Origin of the sequence: Citrobacter sp. Cpo090, assembly GCF_030332665.1 — a bacterium.
Lineage (GTDB): Bacteria > Pseudomonadota > Gammaproteobacteria > Enterobacterales > Enterobacteriaceae > Citrobacter > Citrobacter portucalensis.
Window position 1 is genome coordinate 398,463 of sequence record NZ_JAOWHK010000038.1, and the last position, 16,909, is coordinate 415,371.

Sequence of the window (16,909 nt, forward strand, 5' to 3'; positions counted from 1 at the left end):
ATGGATTTTGAACAACATTTTAATGATGATACGCCATACATTACACTTGATGGGTTTACGCCAATGGCTAATAGTAAACCCATCGATAATATTTTTCTGAATAAGAAAGTTAAGAAGGTACTAAAAGGTAGTGGTTATACTTCATCTCAACATATGAATGTAGTTTATGAACAGAAGAAACCAATTGAAGTTGGTAGTATTCTACGTTGGGAACTACGCGGTATGGGTTTTGATGTAGTAGTTTTGGGATATGGTGAATTATTCGTTAAGGGGCTTAGAGTACATGCCTATTGTGTAGGTATAATGGAATGATTAGTATAATTTACGATCTAATAAAATCTGGTCTATCCTTTTTCCAGAAAAAACAAGAAAAGGAAGTTGATAAAAGCGTAGTAACTACTCAAGAAACTAACGAGACAAATAGAGAAGAAATTAAAAAGGGCTTTAGTGGTCGTAATTTTATGTTCTATGTTCTCGGTACTATCCTTGCGTGGAATTACATTTTAGTACCACTACTTGATTACTTTGGCATTGTCCTATTTTCCCTACCTTTAGGGGAAATATTTTCATTGCTTAGTATTATGTTAGGTGGTGGTTAATACCAAGCCCATGTATTGTACGTGGGCTTTTTTATGCCCGTAACTAAATACCCATACATTAACTGTATAAGGGTATTTTATGGCAAGAGTAACTAAAAAAGAATCACAACTACATTTAAAAGTAATGGAGTTAGTACACTCAGATAAGCAACTAACAGAAGATGATAAAGAGTTTATCTTCAATAACTACAAAGGTGATGGTATTGGTGCAACAGGTAGTTTCTTTACCCCCGAAATGTTAGCGTGGGACTTCCTACTAGATGCTGGCTGTAGTGATGACTGTATAGAATTATGTGCGGGTATCGGGCGACTTAGCTACTACCAATTTATACGTAATAAACCATCGCACATAACATGCGTAGAACTAAATCCAGAGTACGTAATGATTGGAAAGCGGGTACTACCACAAGCGGAATGGATCACTGGTGATGCTCTCCAATACACACCAGACCGTTTCTACCGTGTCGCCTATGGTAATCCCCCATTTGGTAAGATTAAAACGTCAGGGACGTATACAGGCCGTTATACGGGTAGTGAATTTGAGTACAAGATAATTGATAGGGCAAGGGAGTACTCCAGCTTTGGGGCATGGATTGTTCCACAGGGTAGTGCGGGGTTTAAGTACTCAGGCCATACGTACTATGACCGCTCGATACAGTCAACCAAGTACCTAAAATTTGAAAAGGATACGGGGCTAATCTTACATCCTGGGGTGGGCATCGATACATCAATCTATCGCGACCAATGGAACGGTACGAAGGTAACGTGTGAATCGGTGTTAGTGGACTATGACGGTACTAATCTTTGATGGGTTTTAGTTAACGCATTGAAAACGATGCTTTTTATTTGGGTGTACTTACTATACCAATTGGGAACAGTCGGTCGTACCCCCGCCAATATCCACAACCAGCACGCGCTTTTCTTCCTGCAGTGTCGCTTCGTAATCCAGTCCCGCCGCTACCGGTTCGTACTGGAAGACGACATCCTGAAAACCGGCACGTTTGGCTGCACGTTCAAGAATACCCTGCGCCTGGGTGTTGGCGTCATCCCCACCTAATCCCTGGAAGTTGATGGGCCGACCAATCACGGCCTGGGTGATAGCTTCCGGCAGCTGGCTTTGCGCCTGGTTGCGAATGTGCAGCATCATTGCGCAGACCAGATCTTCAAACAGCGCAACCTGCTGTGGTTTCAGACCGCTGGCACCCAAAAATGATTTTGGCGATTTAACGAAGTACACCTCTTCGGGGTCTTCAATATACTGACCCAGCGATGCCAGACCGAACTGCACGCTGTTGGCGTTAACGTCGATGTCTTCTTCGCGGTTGTAGCGCATCGCACGGCGAAGCAGCGCCTGCGTTTCATCGTCCGTAGTTGGGATGTCGTGATGGCGATACAGCCACTCGCTAACCGCTTCGCGCGTTGGTGCGCACAGCATTGAGGGTAGCAGCGTGCTGTTATTTTCCATTTTGAGCAGGTGGGGCTGCCCATCGCGCATAACGGCCACTGAACAGTTTGCCGTACCGTAGTCAAAACCAATAAACACCGTAAAAATCCCCATGCCAGTGAAGAAGGGGCGTGACTTTAACGAATAGTTGACGCCCCGACAACTGGAATATGAAAGCAAGGCGTACTGATTGAATACCGTTTATGCTGTAGGTTTGCTTAAAAAGGAAAACTGAATGTTCACGCTGAGCTGGCAACCGCCTTATGACTGGCCCTGGATGCTGGGGTTTCTTGCTGCCCGTGTGGTTGAAGGTGTCGAGACCGTAGAGGAACTGAGCTATGTCCGAAGTCTGTCCGTAGGGGAGCATCGTGGTCTGGTGCGCGTTGTCCCGGATCTGCATGCCAACGTGCTACAGGTGACGTTAAGCTCAGGGTTACAGCCGGTCGCCTCTGAGTGCCTGGCAAAAATAACGCGCTTGTTCGATCTTGGCTGTTGCCCGCAGCAAATTGTCGACGCGCTGGGCAGCCTCGGTGCGGCGCGTCCGGGAATGCGCCTGCCGGGATGTGTCGATGCGTTTGAGCAAGGGGTACGGGCGATTTTAGGGCAGTTAGTCAGCGTGGCGATGGCCGCGAAACTGACGGCGAAAGTGGCGCACGCTTACGGCAATACGCTGGAGGATGCGCCCGGGTATGTGTGTTTTCCCTCGCCAGAAGCGCTTGCTAACGCCGATCCGCTGCACCTGAAAGCGTTAGGAATGCCGCTCAAACGCGCTGAAGCGTTGATTCACCTTGCTCATGCAACCCTTGAAGGAACGCTCGCGACAACAGCCCCTGCCGATATCGAACAAGGCGTTAAGCAGCTACAAACGTTTCCTGGGATAGGGCGCTGGACCGCCAATTACTTTGCACTGCGCGGCTGGCAGGCGAAGGACGTTTTTCTGCCGGATGATTATCTGATTAAGCAGCGTTTTCCCGGCATGACACCGGCCCAGATCCGGCGGTATGCAGAGCGCTGGAAACCCTGGCGTTCCTATGCGCTGTTGCATATCTGGTATACGGATGGCTGGCAGCCGTCAGTTGATGGCGAAATTGCTGGTATTCAGTAGCAGATCCAGCGGTTGGGCGTCGGCAATAATATCGCCATAAATCATATCAATACCGATGCCAGAAAGCGTATCCATGATGAGAGGCAGTTGCACCGGACCGGCGATGGTTTTAATGTCCAGGCGCTGAGCATGGCCCTGGATAATGGACACCCACATTTCGTCGATCAGGTTGCCGGGAGCGCTGGCACTTAGCTCGCTGTCGAGCAACAGGTAATCGACAATGTGATATTTCAGGTTGTCAAAAAGATCTAAGTCGCGACCAACCTGACTTAATACAATTCGACAGCCGTACTGGCGTAGTCGATGCAAGGTGGATTCCGCCTGCGTTGGGTTTGTTTTGATGACGCTTGCCGGAACGGTCAGATGCAGCAGTCGTGGCGGTAGCGGACTGCGTTGCAAGTGCTCCAGCAGTTCATCGACAAGTTCTGTGTTGAGCAGGCCGGCGGCGGAAAGGGGCAGGGCAATACTGAGACCCTTACTGGCGACGGCTGGGGCAGCATTCTGGAAGAACTCGCCGAATACCCGACGATCGAGCGCTTGACTCAACGTGGGATCGACCAGCCCGGCCTGGAAGGCTTGATCTTCAATGACGTCACCCTCAGCGGTGCCTAAGCGAAGTGAGATAATCCAGAAGCTAAACGTCTCCGGTATACGCGGAGAAGCAACACCTCTGGCGATCATCAGCATAGGGTTGTGTGTAATAGTGTGCCTTTGTTCATCCAATGACAGTTGGCTACGTGCGGCATGGGCCTGGCTTTGCTGAGGCTCATAGACACAGACTCGCCCGCGGCCGCTGTTTTTCGCCGCGTAGCAGGCGATATCGGCCTGAGACATAACGTCAGTCGCGACATGATTTTTCTCATCAATCAGCGTAATTCCCGCACTGGCGCCAATACGGTGCAAACGGCCTTCCCACATAAAGTGGTAATTATTAATAGCACTGATGATGCGACCTGAGATAAAGCGTGCGCTTTCGATATTACAATCCGGCAGCAACAGACCAAATTCGTCACCGCCCAGGCGCGCCAGCATATCGCTGGATCGCAACATGCTGAGCATAAGCGCAGAGAGTTCACGCAGCAGAGCATCGCCGGCGGCATGACCCGCGCTGTCGTTCACTGCTTTAAAACGATCTAAATCGATAAAAACCAATACATGGCGCTGGTGCGTGTCGTGTACCGAATGCAGCAATTGTTTTAGATGGTTTTCGAAGCTGACCCGGTTTGCTAACTGCGTCAGGTCATCATGCGAGGCACTGTAGCTAAGCTGACGGAGCATCTTCCGTGACTCTGTGACGTCCTGAATAACCAACACCGAGCCAATGCTGCCGCCGTCAAGGGTGCTGAGAGGCGTGATGCTGTACTGAATGTCATAACTGTTGCCGTTACGACAATGCAGGACCACTTCCTGTTCGATTGCCGTCCGCGACATGTCAGCACTGTAGATATTTTCCATCAGCGGACCGTTCTCGCCAAAAGTAATATGTAGTACCGTCAATAGCGGAATGCCGATGGCACTGTCCTGCTGCCAGCCGCTCATTTTCTCAGCGACCGGATTCATAAAGGTCACATTCATATCGACATCAATACAAATCACCGCTTCGCCGATTGAATCCAGCGTAATATGCAGGCGCTCCTTTTCCTGATACAGCGCTTCGTTAAGCTGCTTCACTTCGGTCATGTCCATATTGATACCAAGCAAGCGTTCAACTTCGCCGTCTTTATTCAGCACCTGGTTGGCCAACGAGCGGATATGGCGTATGCCATCTTTCACCGCGATTCGAAACTCAAGCTTGAACGGAGCCCGTGCGGCCAGAGAATCACGAATCACATTTTCGGCGTACTCGCGATCTTCGGGTACAACGCACTCATACCAGACTTGCCAACTGGGCTTAATATGCGCAGGAACTTCGTAGAGATCGAACATCCGTTTATCCCAGCTGATCACGTCAGGCTGGAGTTCCCATTCCCAGATCCCAATCCCCCCGGCTTCATTGGCGAGGGTAATGCGCTCCATCAACCGTTTGTTGATCCACTCGGTATGCTTCAGGTCGTTAATGTCCTCAACCTGCGCAATAAAGTAGAGTGGGGTATTGTCGCTATGACGCACTAACGAAACAGCCAGCAACGCCCAAACGACGTCGCCTGCGCGGGTGTAATAGCGTTTTTCCATGGAATAGCTATTAATCTCTCCGCGTGCCAGCATGTTCAGCTGTTCAATGTCGTTGTTCAAATCTTCCGGCCAGGTTAATTGCTGGAAGGTCAGTGAACGTAACTCCTCCTGGCTATAGCCCAGAAACTGGCACAAGGCTTTATTGGCCTGTAACCATTGCCCCTCGGTACCGACCAGTGCCATGCCTATCGCGGAATATTCCATGGCGTTGCGAAAGCGCGACTCGCTTTCTGAAATGTGCTTGCGTTCGGCTCGAAACGCGTACATCACCATGGTCATCATATTGGCGGGCAACAGGATCATTAAAAACGGCAACCAGGGGATGTCCGTCATCATGTTCGGTTTTGGGGTGTAAAGCAGCGAAGGGTCGGCAGCCAGCATCAGCGACACCATCATCACGGTGCTGAGGAATATTAAAAACGCCTCCATACGCGGCAGACGGACAGCGCTCCACATCAGCAGGACAATAACGCAGGTAAATGGCCATGGAATGTACATCATGGACAGCCAACTGAGCGTTAAGGTCACCAGCAGGGTAATCAGGGTCTCAAACAATAATCGCGGGTCGCGATGGCGCAACAGGTAATGTGGTTTAAACAGTAAACCTAACGGCACCAACGCCAGTGCGCCGATGGATTCTGACAGTACCCAAATGAGAAAGGTATTTAATGACGTGTCCTTCGGCAGCAACAACCACATCAATATGCCGCCCAACAGTGGCGGAACAACCGCGCTACCAAATGCCAGGCGTGCCCAGTCATTCAAATTTTGTAAGGGATTGTACCAGGGCAGCAGTTTACGCAATAACATTGCGCCAACAACAGCCTCAATAATGTTAATGACAGTAAAGGAGAAATTAAGCGACTGTCCGGGGAAAAAGAGTAAAGAAGCGCCGATGCTGCCGAATGAGCAAGCCAGCGCGATCCCTGGCCACATCTTTCCAGCGTGACGGTAAAAAGCCACCATCATGATAGAGGTTGGAAACCACAGCGGTGCAAGCTGTGCGCCGTAACGTGACAGTTCCAGCGAAAACAACGTAAAGATGAAAGCCACCAGACCTAAACTGGCCAGGCGCAGTAGAGGATGGGGTAAGGTAACTAAAACATGTTGGGATTGTTTACTCATTACCACTCTACCCAAATAGCCGTTGTCGCCCAGCAGAGATGCCGGACGCATCACATTTAATCTGGGATTATGCTAGTACAAACAATTTACAATTTATACGCCAGCTGCTCATAAATTAACACTCCCAAGCTATTAATTCCTAAGGCAGGTGAATAAATATAGCGGCTGTTCTAAATCTGACCATTTTAATTTGCGACAGGGACAGCATTGGTGCAGCCTGGGGTGGCATCGCGCCGCTGAAATCCCTATAATTGCCGCGTTTGGCGTTTCGGCGCCGCCCTTCCTTACATCCAGGTTAATCAGGTCGCTAAATTTATGACTGATCAGTCCCATCAGTGCGTCATTATCGGCATTGCCGGCGCATCGGCTTCCGGCAAGAGCCTTATTGCCAGTACTCTTTATCGCGAATTGCGTGAACAAGTCGGTGACGAACATATTGGCGTTATTCCCGAAGACAGCTATTACAAAGATCAAAGCCATCTGTCGATGGAAGAACGCGTAAAAACCAACTACGACCATCCGAACGCGATGGACCACAGCCTGCTGTTTCAACATCTGCAAACGCTGAAACGCGGCTCTGCTATTGAGCTGCCGGTATATAGCTATGTTGAGCACACGCGTACGCAAGACACTATTCATATCGAACCCAAGAAAGTCATCATCCTGGAAGGCATTTTGCTGCTGACGGATGCGCGTTTGCGCGATGAGATGAACTTTTCTATTTTTGTTGATACGCCACTGGATATTTGTCTGATGCGCCGTATCAAGCGGGATGTGAATGAACGTGGTCGTTCAATGGATTCGGTGATGGCGCAATACCAGAAAACCGTCCGCCCAATGTTCCTGCAATTTATTGAGCCTTCAAAACAATACGCCGACATCATTGTGCCGCGCGGGGGTAAAAACCGCATCGCCATCGATATTCTGAAGGCTAAAATCAGTCAGTTCTTTGAATAAGTTCAGCGAATTGTGTACCGTTCAGTGATAACCTGGTTCACCCTTAACGCACCTGGCATTAAGGGTTTGAAGCACGAAAGGAGAAAGTGCCATGCGTTTATGTGATCGAGATATTGAAGCCTGGTTGGATGAAGGTCGCCTGTCGATCACTCCACGCCCTCCTGTCGAGCGAATCAATGGCGCCACGGTAGATGTGCGTCTTGGCAACAAATTCCGTACGTTCCGTGGTCATACGGCGGCTTATATTGATTTAAGCGGACCGAAAGATGAAGTCAGCGCCGCGCTGGATCGCGTGATGAGCGATGAAATCGTCCTCAAGGACGGCGAGGCATTTTTCCTGCATCCGGGGGAACTTGCGCTGGCGGTAACATTTGAATCCGTGACGTTGCCTTCCGATCTCGTCGGTTGGTTAGATGGCCGCTCTTCGCTGGCTCGTCTGGGACTGATGGTACACGTCACCGCACACCGTATCGATCCGGGCTGGTCTGGCTGTATCGTACTGGAGTTTTACAACTCCGGAAAATTACCGCTGGCTTTGCGCCCGGGCATGCCGATTGGTGCGTTAAGTTTCGAACCGCTTTCCGGTCCGGCAGCACGACCATATAACCGTCGTCAGGATGCGAAGTATCGCGACCAGCAGGGCGCCGTTGCCAGCCGGATCGATAAAGACTGAGTGTTTATCAGTCCATTGGGGATAGCATGAGACGATTTCTGACGACGCTGATGATTCTTCTGGTCGTGCTGGTGGCCGGCTTTTCTGCGTTAGTACTGTTGGTGAATCCGAATGATTTCCGCGCGTATATGGTCAAGCAGGTTGCTGCACGTAGCGGGTATCAGCTGCAGTTGGATGGCCCCTTGCGTTGGCACGTATGGCCGCAACTGAGTATCCTATCAGGGCGAGTGGTGTTAACGGCTGAAGGTGCCAGCGCCCCCCTGGTTCGTGCCGACAATATGCGTCTTGACGTTGCATTGTGGCCGCTGTTGAGCCACCAGCTCAGCGTTAAGCAGGTGATGCTGAAAGGCGCAGTGATTCAACTGACCCCGCAAACTGAGGCGGTGCGCGGCAAAGATGCGCCCGTTGCCCCAAAAGACAATATGTTGCCCGATCTGGCGGAAGACAAAGGATGGTCGTTTGATATCGCCCGTCTGCGCGTTGCCGACAGTGTTCTGGTGTTCCAGCATGAAGACGATGAACAGATTACTGTTCGCGATATTCGTCTGGAGATGGAACAAGATAGCCAGCACCGCGGCACGTTTGATTTCTCCGGGCGTGTGAACCGCGATCAGCGCGATCTCGCGTTATCCTTTAACGGTACGGTCGATGCTTCCGATTATCCGCACAACTTATCTGCGAATATCGAGCAGTTAAGCTGGCAACTGCAGGGGGCCGATCTGCCGCCGCAGGGGATCAACGGTCAGGGACATCTTCAGGCGCAATGGCTGGAAGAAAAAAAACAGCTTTCATTTAGCCAGATAAATTTAACCGCTAATGACTCTTCTTTCTCCGGGCAAGCGCATGTGGCCTTGTTGGAAAAAACGGAATGGGCCGTCGACCTAAAATTTGGTCAGCTCAATCTGGATAACCTGCTCGTTCAACATGACGCGGCGGCGACAGCAAAAGGTGAAGTTCAGCAAGGTCAGAGTCAGTCCACGCTGGCGCGACCCGTCATTGCTTCCCAGGTTGATGCCGTTTCGTATCAGGGACTCAAAGGTTTCTCGGCAGACATCGCTTTGCAGGCTGATAAAGTGCTGTGGCGGAAAATGGCGTTTGAGAATGTCTCGGCAAAAATAGACAACCGGTTCGGCTTACTGAACATTGCGCAGTTGCAGGGAAAAAGTAATGGCGGGCTGATCTCATTGCCCGGCACGCTGGATGCCAGAAAGGGAGAACCGCGAGCAGTCTTTCATCCGCGCCTGGAAGGTGTGGAAATTGGCACTATTCTGAAGGCCTTTGATTACCCCATCGCACTCACCGGCAAGCTGTCGCTGGCGGGGGATTTTTCCGGCTCGGATATTGACGCCCAGGCGTTTCGCCACAGCTGGCAAGGGCAGGCCCATGTTGAAATGAACGATACGCGAATGGAAGGGATGAACTTCCAGCAGATGATTCAACAGGCTGTAGAACGCAGCGGTGGGGATGTTAAATCTCAGCAAAACCTCGATAACGTGACCCGGCTGGATCATTTTGTCACCGATATGACGCTGGATAACGGTGAGGTGACGCTGGATAACATGGCAGGGGAATCCGCGATGCTGGCGCTAACCGGCAAAGGAACGTTAGATCTGGTGAAGCAGAATTGCGACACGCTGTTTAACATTCGCGTGCTGGGCGGTTGGGATGGCGAAAGTAAGTTGGTTAATTTCCTGAAGGCCACCCCGGTTCCTCTTAGGGTCTATGGCCAGTGGCAATCACTGAACTACAGTCTGCAAGTTGATCAGCTTTTGCGTAAGCATCTGCAGGATGAAGCAAAACGTCGCCTGAATGACTGGGCAGATCGCAATAAAGATTCCCGCAACGGCAAAGATGTTAAAAAGTTGCTGGATAAGCTCTGATTCATATTGCCGGATGGTGGCTAATGCCCCATCCGGCTCGTGACTTACACCTCGTAATCCATCTCTTCTTCACTGTGTAGCGGTATCAGCTGGACTTTTTGCACACGATGATTTTCCACCTGCAGGGTTTTTAGCCGATAGTCGCCAACCTGGACTTCCTCGCCTGTTTTGGGGATGCGTTGCAAATACTCCATTAACAGACCAGCAATAGTGTGGTACTCACGCTTTTCGTCTAACGGAATAGGAACATACTGCACCAGATCTTCCAGCGGCATATGTCCGTTAGCGGTCCATGAGCCATCGGCGTTTTTCTGAATATCATGGCGGGCGTCGATTTCCTCTACCTCGTTTGGCAGATTGCCGGCGATGGTTTCCATCACATCACTCAGCGTCACAATCCCTTCGACGGAACCAAATTCATCTGCTACAAACGCGAAGTGCGTACGGGCATTACGGAACTGCTCAAGTGCCGGAAGCAGCGGCAGAGTTTCCGGGAACACCAGCGGCTGGCGAATCAAGACGCGCAGGTCGAGCGGTTCGCCGCGCAGAGACTGCTGCAGCAAATCGATGACATGCACCACGCCCAGCAGTTCTTCCTGTTCGTCTTCGCAAGTGACCACCAGACGCGTATGCTGGTTTTTTTCCAGTAAGGCGCGGATTTCCGCTTCGGGCGCATTGAGGTCGATATGTTCAATATCATGGCGCGAGGTCATGATACTGCTGACGGTACGCTGATTGAAGTTCAGCACACGTTCAATCATCCGCCGTTCCTGAGGCGCAAAAATCTGACCTTCATGATGGTCCGCCAGCATTGCCGCGGTTTCGGCATCCAGTTCGGCATCTTCTTTTTGCCCGCTCAACAGCCGCATAACCGCCTCGGCGGTGCGCTGGCGCAGAGTATGGTTGGCTGAGAGGAAGCGACGACGGTTAAAAATAGCCAACTGGTTCAATGCTTCGATCATGACCGAGAAGCCGATGGCCGCGTACAGGTAACCTTTCGGGATATGGAAACCAAACCCTTCGGCCACCAGACTGAAACCAATCATCAGCAGGAAGCTCAGACACAGAATAACTATAGTTGGATGGCTGTTAACAAAGCGCGTCAGCGACTTGCTGGCCAGCACCATCAGGCTGATGGCAATAATGACTGCCGCCATCATCACCGCCAGGTGATCGACCATGCCAACAGCGGTAATGACGGAATCCAGAGAGAAGATGGCGTCCAGCACCACGATCTGTGCGACCACACCCCAGAACTTAGCGCCTTTACGCTGGGTGGGGTTATCGCTGTCTTTTCCTTCCAGCCGTTCGTTGAGCTCCATAGTGGCTTTAAACAGCAGGAAGAAACCACCGAACAGCATGATCAGATCGCGGGCGCTGAAGCTGAGATCGCGAATGCTGAACAGCGGCGTGGTCAGCGTTACCAGCCAGGATATCGATGCCAGCAGCAGCAGGCGCATAACCATCGCCAGCAGTAGCCCGGTAATACGCGCCTTATCCCGCTGGGCAGGAGGTAGTTTCTCCGCGAGGATGGCAATAAAAACAAGATTATCAATGCCAAGAACAAGTTCGATCACGATTAACGTGACCAGTCCGGCCCAGATTGACGGATCGGCAATCCATTCCATAATAAATGCTATACCCATAGTTGTATGACAATTGTCACAATTCGATCATGGGTAAAACTGGCGAAAAATGCAATGGCGAGAAGGGATTTCTCTGTCGGTTATATCAGAACAGATGCAGGATAATAGCCTTAATGTAACTACAGGAAATGATTTTATTAATCTAAATATATTTAGGAAATATCGCAGGCGGGATATTTACATACCAATATTGTCAATATCAATAAAATCCTAAAAATATAAAAATCCGACGCTTAATATTAATCTTAAAAGCTTGGTGTAGGCGGTTTGTTATCTTGCCTGATATTCGCATAGCTGCAACAATTCTTGCGGTAATAATCAAAAGATAAATATTTCCTCATCAACCAGTGGCGCTATTTCTGATGCGCTGCCTCTGTAAATGCGATGAAAATACAGGAGAAGATAAAAATTTAAATTAATCAGTGCATTGGTAGCTAGTGAAGCCAGGGGCGGTAGCGTGTCTGGTCGCCTGAAACAAGCCTAAAGTATTCTGTCAAGAGACCGCAGATGAATTCATTTTTTTTAGGACTGATGCCAGTTAAATTCCAATTCAATTAACGGCAAGGTAAATGCGTACAGGCGAAGTCGCTATTTAGATTGCATGTGATAATTACTCTGCCAAAGTGATAAATAATCAATGATGAAATCCAAACTTAAATTGATACCAGTATTGGTATCGGTAATCTTGATAAACGGTTGTACCGTGCTTCCGGGCAGCAATATGTCTACGATGGGCAAAGATGTGATTAAACAGCAGGACGCTGATTTTGATATCGATCGCATGGTGAATGTTTATCCACTCACGCCACGGCTGGTAGAACAATTACGTCCTCGACCAAATGTTGCACAACCTAATATGTCGCTGGACCAGGAGATTGCCGGATATCAGTACCGGGTCGGTCCGGGGGATGTCCTGAATGTGACCGTCTGGGACCATCCCGAACTCACCACGCCGGCCGGGCAGTACCGTAGCTCAAGCGATACCGGCAACTGGGTGCAGCCTGATGGCACGATGTTTTACCCCTACATCGGCAAAGTCAGCGTGGTAGGGAAAACGTTGGCAGAGATTCGTAGTGATATTACCGGGCGCTTAGCGAAGTACATTGCTGACCCGCAGGTGGACGTTAATATCGCCGCTTTCCGCTCGCAGAAGGCCTATGTCTCCGGGCAGGTGAATAAATCCGGCCAGCAGGCCATCACCAACGTGCCGCTTACCGTTCTCGATGCTATTAACGCCGCTGGCGGTCTCACCGAGGCGGCAGACTGGCGTAACGTTGTGCTGACTCATAAAGGGCAGGAGCAACGCATTTCACTGCAAGCACTGATGCAAAATGGCGACCTGAGCCAGAATCGTCTGCTCTATCCTGGCGACATCCTGTTTGTCCCGCGTAATGACGATCTGAAAGTTTTCGTAATGGGGGAAGTTAAAAAACAGAGCACCCTCAAAATGGACTTCAGCGGCATGACGCTCACCGAAGCGCTGGGCAATGCCGAAGGTATTGACCTGACCACCTCCAATGCCAGCGGTATTTTCGTTATTCGACCATTGAAAGGCGAGGGCGGGAACAACGGCAAGATCGCCAATATCTATCAGCTTGATATGTCCGATGCGACGTCGCTGGTGATGGCGACTTCATTCCGACTCCAGCCATACGATGTGGTGTACGTCACTACCGCGCCGGTTGCTCGCTGGAACCGTTTGATCAATCAGTTGCTGCCGACTATTAGCGGTGTTCGCTATATGACGGACACGGCCAGCGACCTTCACAACTGGTAATCGTCATGTTTAACAAAATCTTAGTTGTCTGTGTGGGGAACATTTGCCGTTCCCCGACGGCAGAGCGCTTGTTAAGGCAATTTCATCCGGCGTTAACGGTCTCTTCTGCCGGTCTTGGGGCGTTGGTCGGGAAGGGCGCGGATCCGTGCGCTATTAGCGTGGCGCAGGCGCACAACCTGTCACTGGCTAATCATTGCGCCCGGCAGATCTCAGGACGAATGTGCCGGGAGTATGACCTGATCCTGACCATGGAAAAGCGCCATATCTCAGCCCTGTGTGAAATGGTGCCGGAGATGCGCGGCAAAGTGATGCTTTTTGGGCACTGGGACAGCGAGCGCGAAATTCCCGATCCGTATCGTAAAAGCCGTGATGCGTTTGACGCGGTGTACGCATTACTTGAACGGTCTGCCCGCCAATGGGCTCAGGCACTGAACGCAGAGCAGGGAAAACAATGACAGAAAAAGTAAAACAGTCTGCTGCGCCGGTAACGGGCAATGATGAAATCGATATTGGTCGTCTGGTCGCAACGGTGGTGGAAGCCCGCTGGTGGGTTCTTGGCATTACCACGGCTTTTGCATTGTGTGCCGCGGTCTACACGCTGTTCGCCACACCCATCTACAGTGCGGACGCGCTGGTGCAAATTGAGCAAAATACCGGAAATTCACTGGTGCAGGATATTGGCTCGGCGTTGTCGAACAAACCTCCGGCCTCAGAAGCGGAAATTCAGCTCATTCAGTCACGACTGGTATTAGGGAAAACGGTAGACGATCTCAACCTTGATATCGCCGTTACCAAAGATACGTTCCCCATTTTTGGCGCGGGCTGGGATCGGCTGATGGGCCGTCAGAACGAAACGGTTAACGTGACGACCTTCATGCTGCCAAAGGCAATGAATGAACAGACCTTCACGCTCAATGTGCTGAATGACAAAAGCTATCAACTGGTGAGTGACGGGGGTTTTAGCGCCCGTGGGCAAGTCGGCAAGGTGTTGGAACACGATGGCGTGACGATGCTGGTTGAGGCAATTCATGCCAGCCCGGAGAGCCAATTTACCGTCAGCAAATTCTCCACGCTGGGCATGATAAACACCCTGCAAAATAATCTGATGGTGGCGGAAACAGGCAAAGATACCGGCGTATTGAGCCTGACCTTTACCGGCGAAGACCGCGAGCAAATCCGTAAGATCCTCGACAGTATTACCCGCAACTATCTGCAACAAAACGTGGAACGTAAATCCGAAGAGGCCGCCAAAAGTCTGGCGTTTCTGGCAAAGCAACTGCCTGAGGTACGTAATCGGCTGGACGTTGCCGAAAACAAGCTGAACGCCTTTCGTCAGGATAAAGACTCCGTGGATTTGCCGCTGGAAGCCAAAGCGGTGCTGGATTCGATGGTGAATATCGACGCGCAGCTGAATGAATTGACCTTCAAAGAAGCGGAGATTTCCAAGCTGTTCACCAAGGCGCACCCGGCGTACCGCACGCTGCTGGAAAAACGCCAGGCGCTGGAAGATGAGAAAAGTAAGCTGAACGGGCGTGTAACGGCGATGCCGAAAACGCAGCAGGAAATTGTTCGCCTGACGCGTGATGTGGAGTCCGGTCAGCAGGTCTATATGCAGTTACTGAACAAGCAACAGGAACTGAAGATTACCGAGGCCAGTACGGTTGGCGATGTGCGCATTGTCGATCCCGCGATTGCTCAGCCTGGTGTGCTGAAGCCGAAAACGGCGCTGATTATTCTCGGCAGTATCATTCTCGGTTTGATGCTTTCGGTGGTGGGCGTATTGCTGCGTTCTCTGTTTAATCGCGGTATTGAAAGCCCGCAGGCGCTGGAAGAGCATGGTATCAGCGTGTATGCCAGTATTCCGCTGTCTGAATGGCAAAAAGCACGTGATAACGTTCAGACCATTAAAGGTGTGAAACGCTACAAGCAAAGCCAGCTGTTGGCCGTGGGGAATCCAACCGATCTCGCCATCGAAGCGGTCCGCAGTCTGCGTACCAGCCTGCACTTTGCCATGATGCAGGCGCGTAACAACGTATTGATGCTGACCGGCGTCAGCCCGTCGATTGGCAAAACGTTTGTCTGCGCCAACCTCGCGGCAGTCATCAGCCAGACCAACAAACGCGTGCTGTTGATCGACTGCGACATGCGCAAAGGTTATACCCACGAACTGCTGGGGACCAATAACGTCAACGGCCTGTCTGAGATCCTTATCGGCAAGGGAGATATTTCATCCAGCGCCAAACCGACATCGATTCCGCATTTTGATCTGATCCCTCGCGGTCAAATCCCTCCCAATCCTTCCGAGCTGTTGATGAGCGAGCGCTTCGGCGAACTGATTGCCTGGGCCAGCGCGCACTATGACCTGGTGCTGATCGACACCCCACCAATTCTGGCGGTGACCGATGCGGCTATCGTGGGGCGCCACGTCGGAACCACGCTGATGGTGGCGCGTTATGCGGTCAACACGTTGAAAGAGGTGGAAACCAGCCTGAGTCGCTTCGAACAAAACGGCATTCAGGTGAAAGGGGTGATCCTTAACTCTATCTTCCGCCGCGCCAGCGGGTATCAGGATTACGGCTACTACGAATACGAATATACGTCGGATGCGAAATAAATCACCAACCCTGCCGGATGCGGCGAAAACGCCTTATCCGGCCTACAAAAGCGTATCTATCCGGAAACGAAAATGACGACAGAGAACCCGCTAATTTCAATTTATATGCCAACCTGGAACCGCCAGCAGCTGGCCATTAGGGCGATTAAATCGGTGTTGCGCCAGGACTACCCTCACTGGGAGATGATCATTGTGGATGATTGCTCTTCCTCATATGAGCAGTTGCAGCAGTTTGTTGAGGAACTCAACGATCCGCGTGTGTCGTATACGCATAATTCCACCAACTCAGGGGCCTGCGCGGTGCGTAATCAGGCCATTATGCAGGCCAACGGGCAATACATTACAGGGATTGATGATGATGATGAATGGACGCCGAACCGCCTGAGCGTGTTCCTGCAATATAGACATCAACTGGTCACGCGGGCGTTTCTGTATGCCAATGACTATATCTGTGAAGGCGAAGTGTATTCGCAGCCGACCAGTCTGCCGCTCTATCCGAAGTCCGTTTATTCACGCCGCAGGTTTTATAAGCGCAACATCATTGGTAATCAGGTATTTACCTGGGCATGGCGGTTTAAAGCATGCCTGTTCGATACCACGCTGAAAGCGGCGCAAGATTACGACATCTTCCTGCGCATGGTGGTGGCGTATGGCAAACCGTGGAAGGTCAAAGAGGCGACGCAGATCCTGCATGTCAATCACGGTGAGATGCGTATTACCTCATCGCCAAATAAATTCTCCGGCTACTTTCAGTTTTACCGCAAGCACAAAGGCAAATTTGACCGGGCCAGCAAGAAATATCAGCTGTTTACCCTCTATCAGATCCGCAACAAACGGATGAACTGGCGCACGCTGCTGACGCTGCTTTCTGTTCGTAACAGTAAGCGTCTGGCCGACGGACTGCGAGGACGCTAATT

13 protein-coding genes and 1 pseudogene are annotated in these 16,909 nt (G+C 50.9%); 11 read left to right on the plus strand and 3 right to left on the minus strand.

Features of this window, described 5'->3' with window-relative positions; translation table 11 throughout:
* The 3 genes from OGY83_RS24300 to OGY83_RS24310 all read left to right on the plus strand — a co-directional run bounded on the left by OGY83_RS24300 (nucleotide 1) and on the right by OGY83_RS24310 (nucleotide 1,407).
* Complete coding sequence (locus OGY83_RS24300) at nucleotides 1-312, plus strand: hypothetical protein (protein WP_286637090.1); 312 nt, start codon at nucleotides 1-3, stop codon at nucleotides 310-312.
* Nucleotides 309-599, plus strand: a complete 291-nt coding sequence (locus OGY83_RS24305; protein ID WP_286637091.1) for a hypothetical protein — start codon at nucleotides 309-311, stop codon at nucleotides 597-599. Before OGY83_RS24300 ends, OGY83_RS24305 begins: the two co-directional genes overlap by 4 nt.
* A 79-nt stretch (nucleotides 600-678) precedes the next feature.
* A complete protein-coding gene (locus OGY83_RS24310) occupies nucleotides 679-1,407 on the plus strand; it encodes a class I SAM-dependent methyltransferase (protein WP_286637092.1) in 729 nt (242 codons plus the stop codon).
* A 54-nt stretch (nucleotides 1,408-1,461) separates the two neighbouring features.
* On the opposite strand, the pseudogene yegD reads toward OGY83_RS24310, so the two are convergent.
* Nucleotides 1,462-2,142 (minus strand): annotated as a pseudogene (gene yegD, locus OGY83_RS24315) (molecular chaperone); the annotation flags it as partial.
* A 136-nt stretch (nucleotides 2,143-2,278) separates the two neighbouring features.
* Between yegD and alkA the strand changes: the two are divergent.
* The gene (gene alkA, locus OGY83_RS24320) at nucleotides 2,279-3,148 is read left to right on the plus strand and encodes a DNA-3-methyladenine glycosylase 2 (RefSeq protein ID WP_286637093.1); all 870 of its coding nucleotides are present in this window, start codon (nucleotides 2,279-2,281) and stop codon (nucleotides 3,146-3,148) included.
* Here alkA and OGY83_RS24325 read toward each other — a convergent pair.
* Nucleotides 3,116-6,445, minus strand: a complete 3,330-nt coding sequence (locus OGY83_RS24325) for a diguanylate cyclase (RefSeq protein ID WP_286637094.1) — start codon at nucleotides 6,443-6,445, stop codon at nucleotides 3,116-3,118. The genes alkA and OGY83_RS24325 overlap by 33 nt on opposite strands.
* A 315-nt stretch (nucleotides 6,446-6,760) precedes the next feature.
* On the opposite strand from OGY83_RS24325, the gene udk reads away from it, so the two are divergent.
* The 3 genes from udk to asmA all read left to right on the plus strand — a co-directional run bounded on the left by udk (nucleotide 6,761) and on the right by asmA (nucleotide 9,955).
* Nucleotides 6,761-7,402 carry a uridine kinase gene (udk, locus tag OGY83_RS24330; protein ID WP_003036776.1) on the plus strand — a complete coding sequence of 214 codons (642 nt, stop codon included), beginning with the start codon at nucleotides 6,761-6,763 and terminating at the stop codon, nucleotides 7,400-7,402.
* Nucleotides 7,403-7,493: 91 nt separating this feature from the next.
* On the plus strand, nucleotides 7,494-8,075 hold the full coding sequence (gene dcd / locus OGY83_RS24335; RefSeq protein WP_003834269.1) for a dCTP deaminase: 582 nt from the start codon (nucleotides 7,494-7,496) through the stop codon (nucleotides 8,073-8,075).
* 26 nt (nucleotides 8,076-8,101) lie between these two features.
* Nucleotides 8,102-9,955 carry an outer membrane assembly protein AsmA gene (gene asmA, locus OGY83_RS24340; RefSeq protein ID WP_286637095.1) on the plus strand — a complete coding sequence of 618 codons (1,854 nt, stop codon included), beginning with the start codon at nucleotides 8,102-8,104 and terminating at the stop codon, nucleotides 9,953-9,955.
* A gap of 44 nt (nucleotides 9,956-9,999) precedes the next feature.
* Here the strand turns inward: asmA and OGY83_RS24345 are convergent, their stop codons facing one another.
* Nucleotides 10,000-11,583 (minus strand): TerC family protein, encoded by a 1,584-nt coding sequence (locus tag OGY83_RS24345; RefSeq protein WP_191214588.1) that lies wholly within the window; start codon nucleotides 11,581-11,583, stop codon nucleotides 10,000-10,002.
* 655 nt (nucleotides 11,584-12,238) lie between these two features.
* On the opposite strand from OGY83_RS24345, the gene OGY83_RS24350 reads away from it, so the two are divergent.
* The 4 genes from OGY83_RS24350 to wcaA all read left to right on the plus strand — a co-directional run bounded on the left by OGY83_RS24350 (nucleotide 12,239) and on the right by wcaA (nucleotide 16,907).
* On the plus strand, nucleotides 12,239-13,378 hold the full coding sequence (locus tag OGY83_RS24350; RefSeq protein ID WP_003036765.1) for a polysaccharide export protein: 1,140 nt from the start codon (nucleotides 12,239-12,241) through the stop codon (nucleotides 13,376-13,378).
* A gap of 5 nt (nucleotides 13,379-13,383) precedes the next feature.
* Nucleotides 13,384-13,833 (plus strand): low molecular weight protein-tyrosine-phosphatase Wzb, encoded by a 450-nt coding sequence (gene wzb, locus OGY83_RS24355; protein ID WP_286637096.1) that lies wholly within the window; start codon nucleotides 13,384-13,386, stop codon nucleotides 13,831-13,833.
* The gene (gene wzc / locus OGY83_RS24360) at nucleotides 13,830-15,992 is read left to right on the plus strand and encodes a tyrosine-protein kinase Wzc (RefSeq protein WP_286637097.1); all 2,163 of its coding nucleotides are present in this window, start codon (nucleotides 13,830-13,832) and stop codon (nucleotides 15,990-15,992) included. Before wzb ends, wzc begins: the two co-directional genes overlap by 4 nt.
* Before the next feature lie 72 nt (nucleotides 15,993-16,064).
* Nucleotides 16,065-16,907 carry a colanic acid biosynthesis glycosyltransferase WcaA gene (wcaA, locus tag OGY83_RS24365; RefSeq protein WP_194210643.1) on the plus strand — a complete coding sequence of 281 codons (843 nt, stop codon included), beginning with the start codon at nucleotides 16,065-16,067 and terminating at the stop codon, nucleotides 16,905-16,907.
* Nucleotides 16,908-16,909: the final 2 nt, after the last annotated feature.

Coding starts and splice junctions, on each gene's coding strand:
- OGY83_RS24300 (WP_286637090.1), top strand. CDS start 1: ATGGATTTTGAACAACATTTTAATGATGATACGCCATACATTACACTT.
- OGY83_RS24305 (WP_286637091.1), top strand. CDS start 309: ATGATTAGTATAATTTACGATCTAATAAAATCTGGTCTATCCTTTTTC.
- OGY83_RS24310 (WP_286637092.1), top strand. CDS start 679: ATGGCAAGAGTAACTAAAAAAGAATCACAACTACATTTAAAAGTAATG.
- alkA (WP_286637093.1), top strand. CDS start 2,279: ATGTTCACGCTGAGCTGGCAACCGCCTTATGACTGGCCCTGGATGCTG.
- OGY83_RS24325 (WP_286637094.1), bottom strand. CDS start 6,445: ATGAGTAAACAATCCCAACATGTTTTAGTTACCTTACCCCATCCTCTA.
- udk (WP_003036776.1), top strand. CDS start 6,761: ATGACTGATCAGTCCCATCAGTGCGTCATTATCGGCATTGCCGGCGCA.
- dcd (WP_003834269.1), top strand. CDS start 7,494: ATGCGTTTATGTGATCGAGATATTGAAGCCTGGTTGGATGAAGGTCGC.
- asmA (WP_286637095.1), top strand. CDS start 8,102: ATGAGACGATTTCTGACGACGCTGATGATTCTTCTGGTCGTGCTGGTG.
- OGY83_RS24345 (WP_191214588.1), bottom strand. CDS start 11,583: ATGGAATGGATTGCCGATCCGTCAATCTGGGCCGGACTGGTCACGTTA.
- OGY83_RS24350 (WP_003036765.1), top strand. CDS start 12,239: ATGATGAAATCCAAACTTAAATTGATACCAGTATTGGTATCGGTAATC.
- wzb (WP_286637096.1), top strand. CDS start 13,384: ATGTTTAACAAAATCTTAGTTGTCTGTGTGGGGAACATTTGCCGTTCC.
- wzc (WP_286637097.1), top strand. CDS start 13,830: ATGACAGAAAAAGTAAAACAGTCTGCTGCGCCGGTAACGGGCAATGAT.
- wcaA (WP_194210643.1), top strand. CDS start 16,065: ATGACGACAGAGAACCCGCTAATTTCAATTTATATGCCAACCTGGAAC.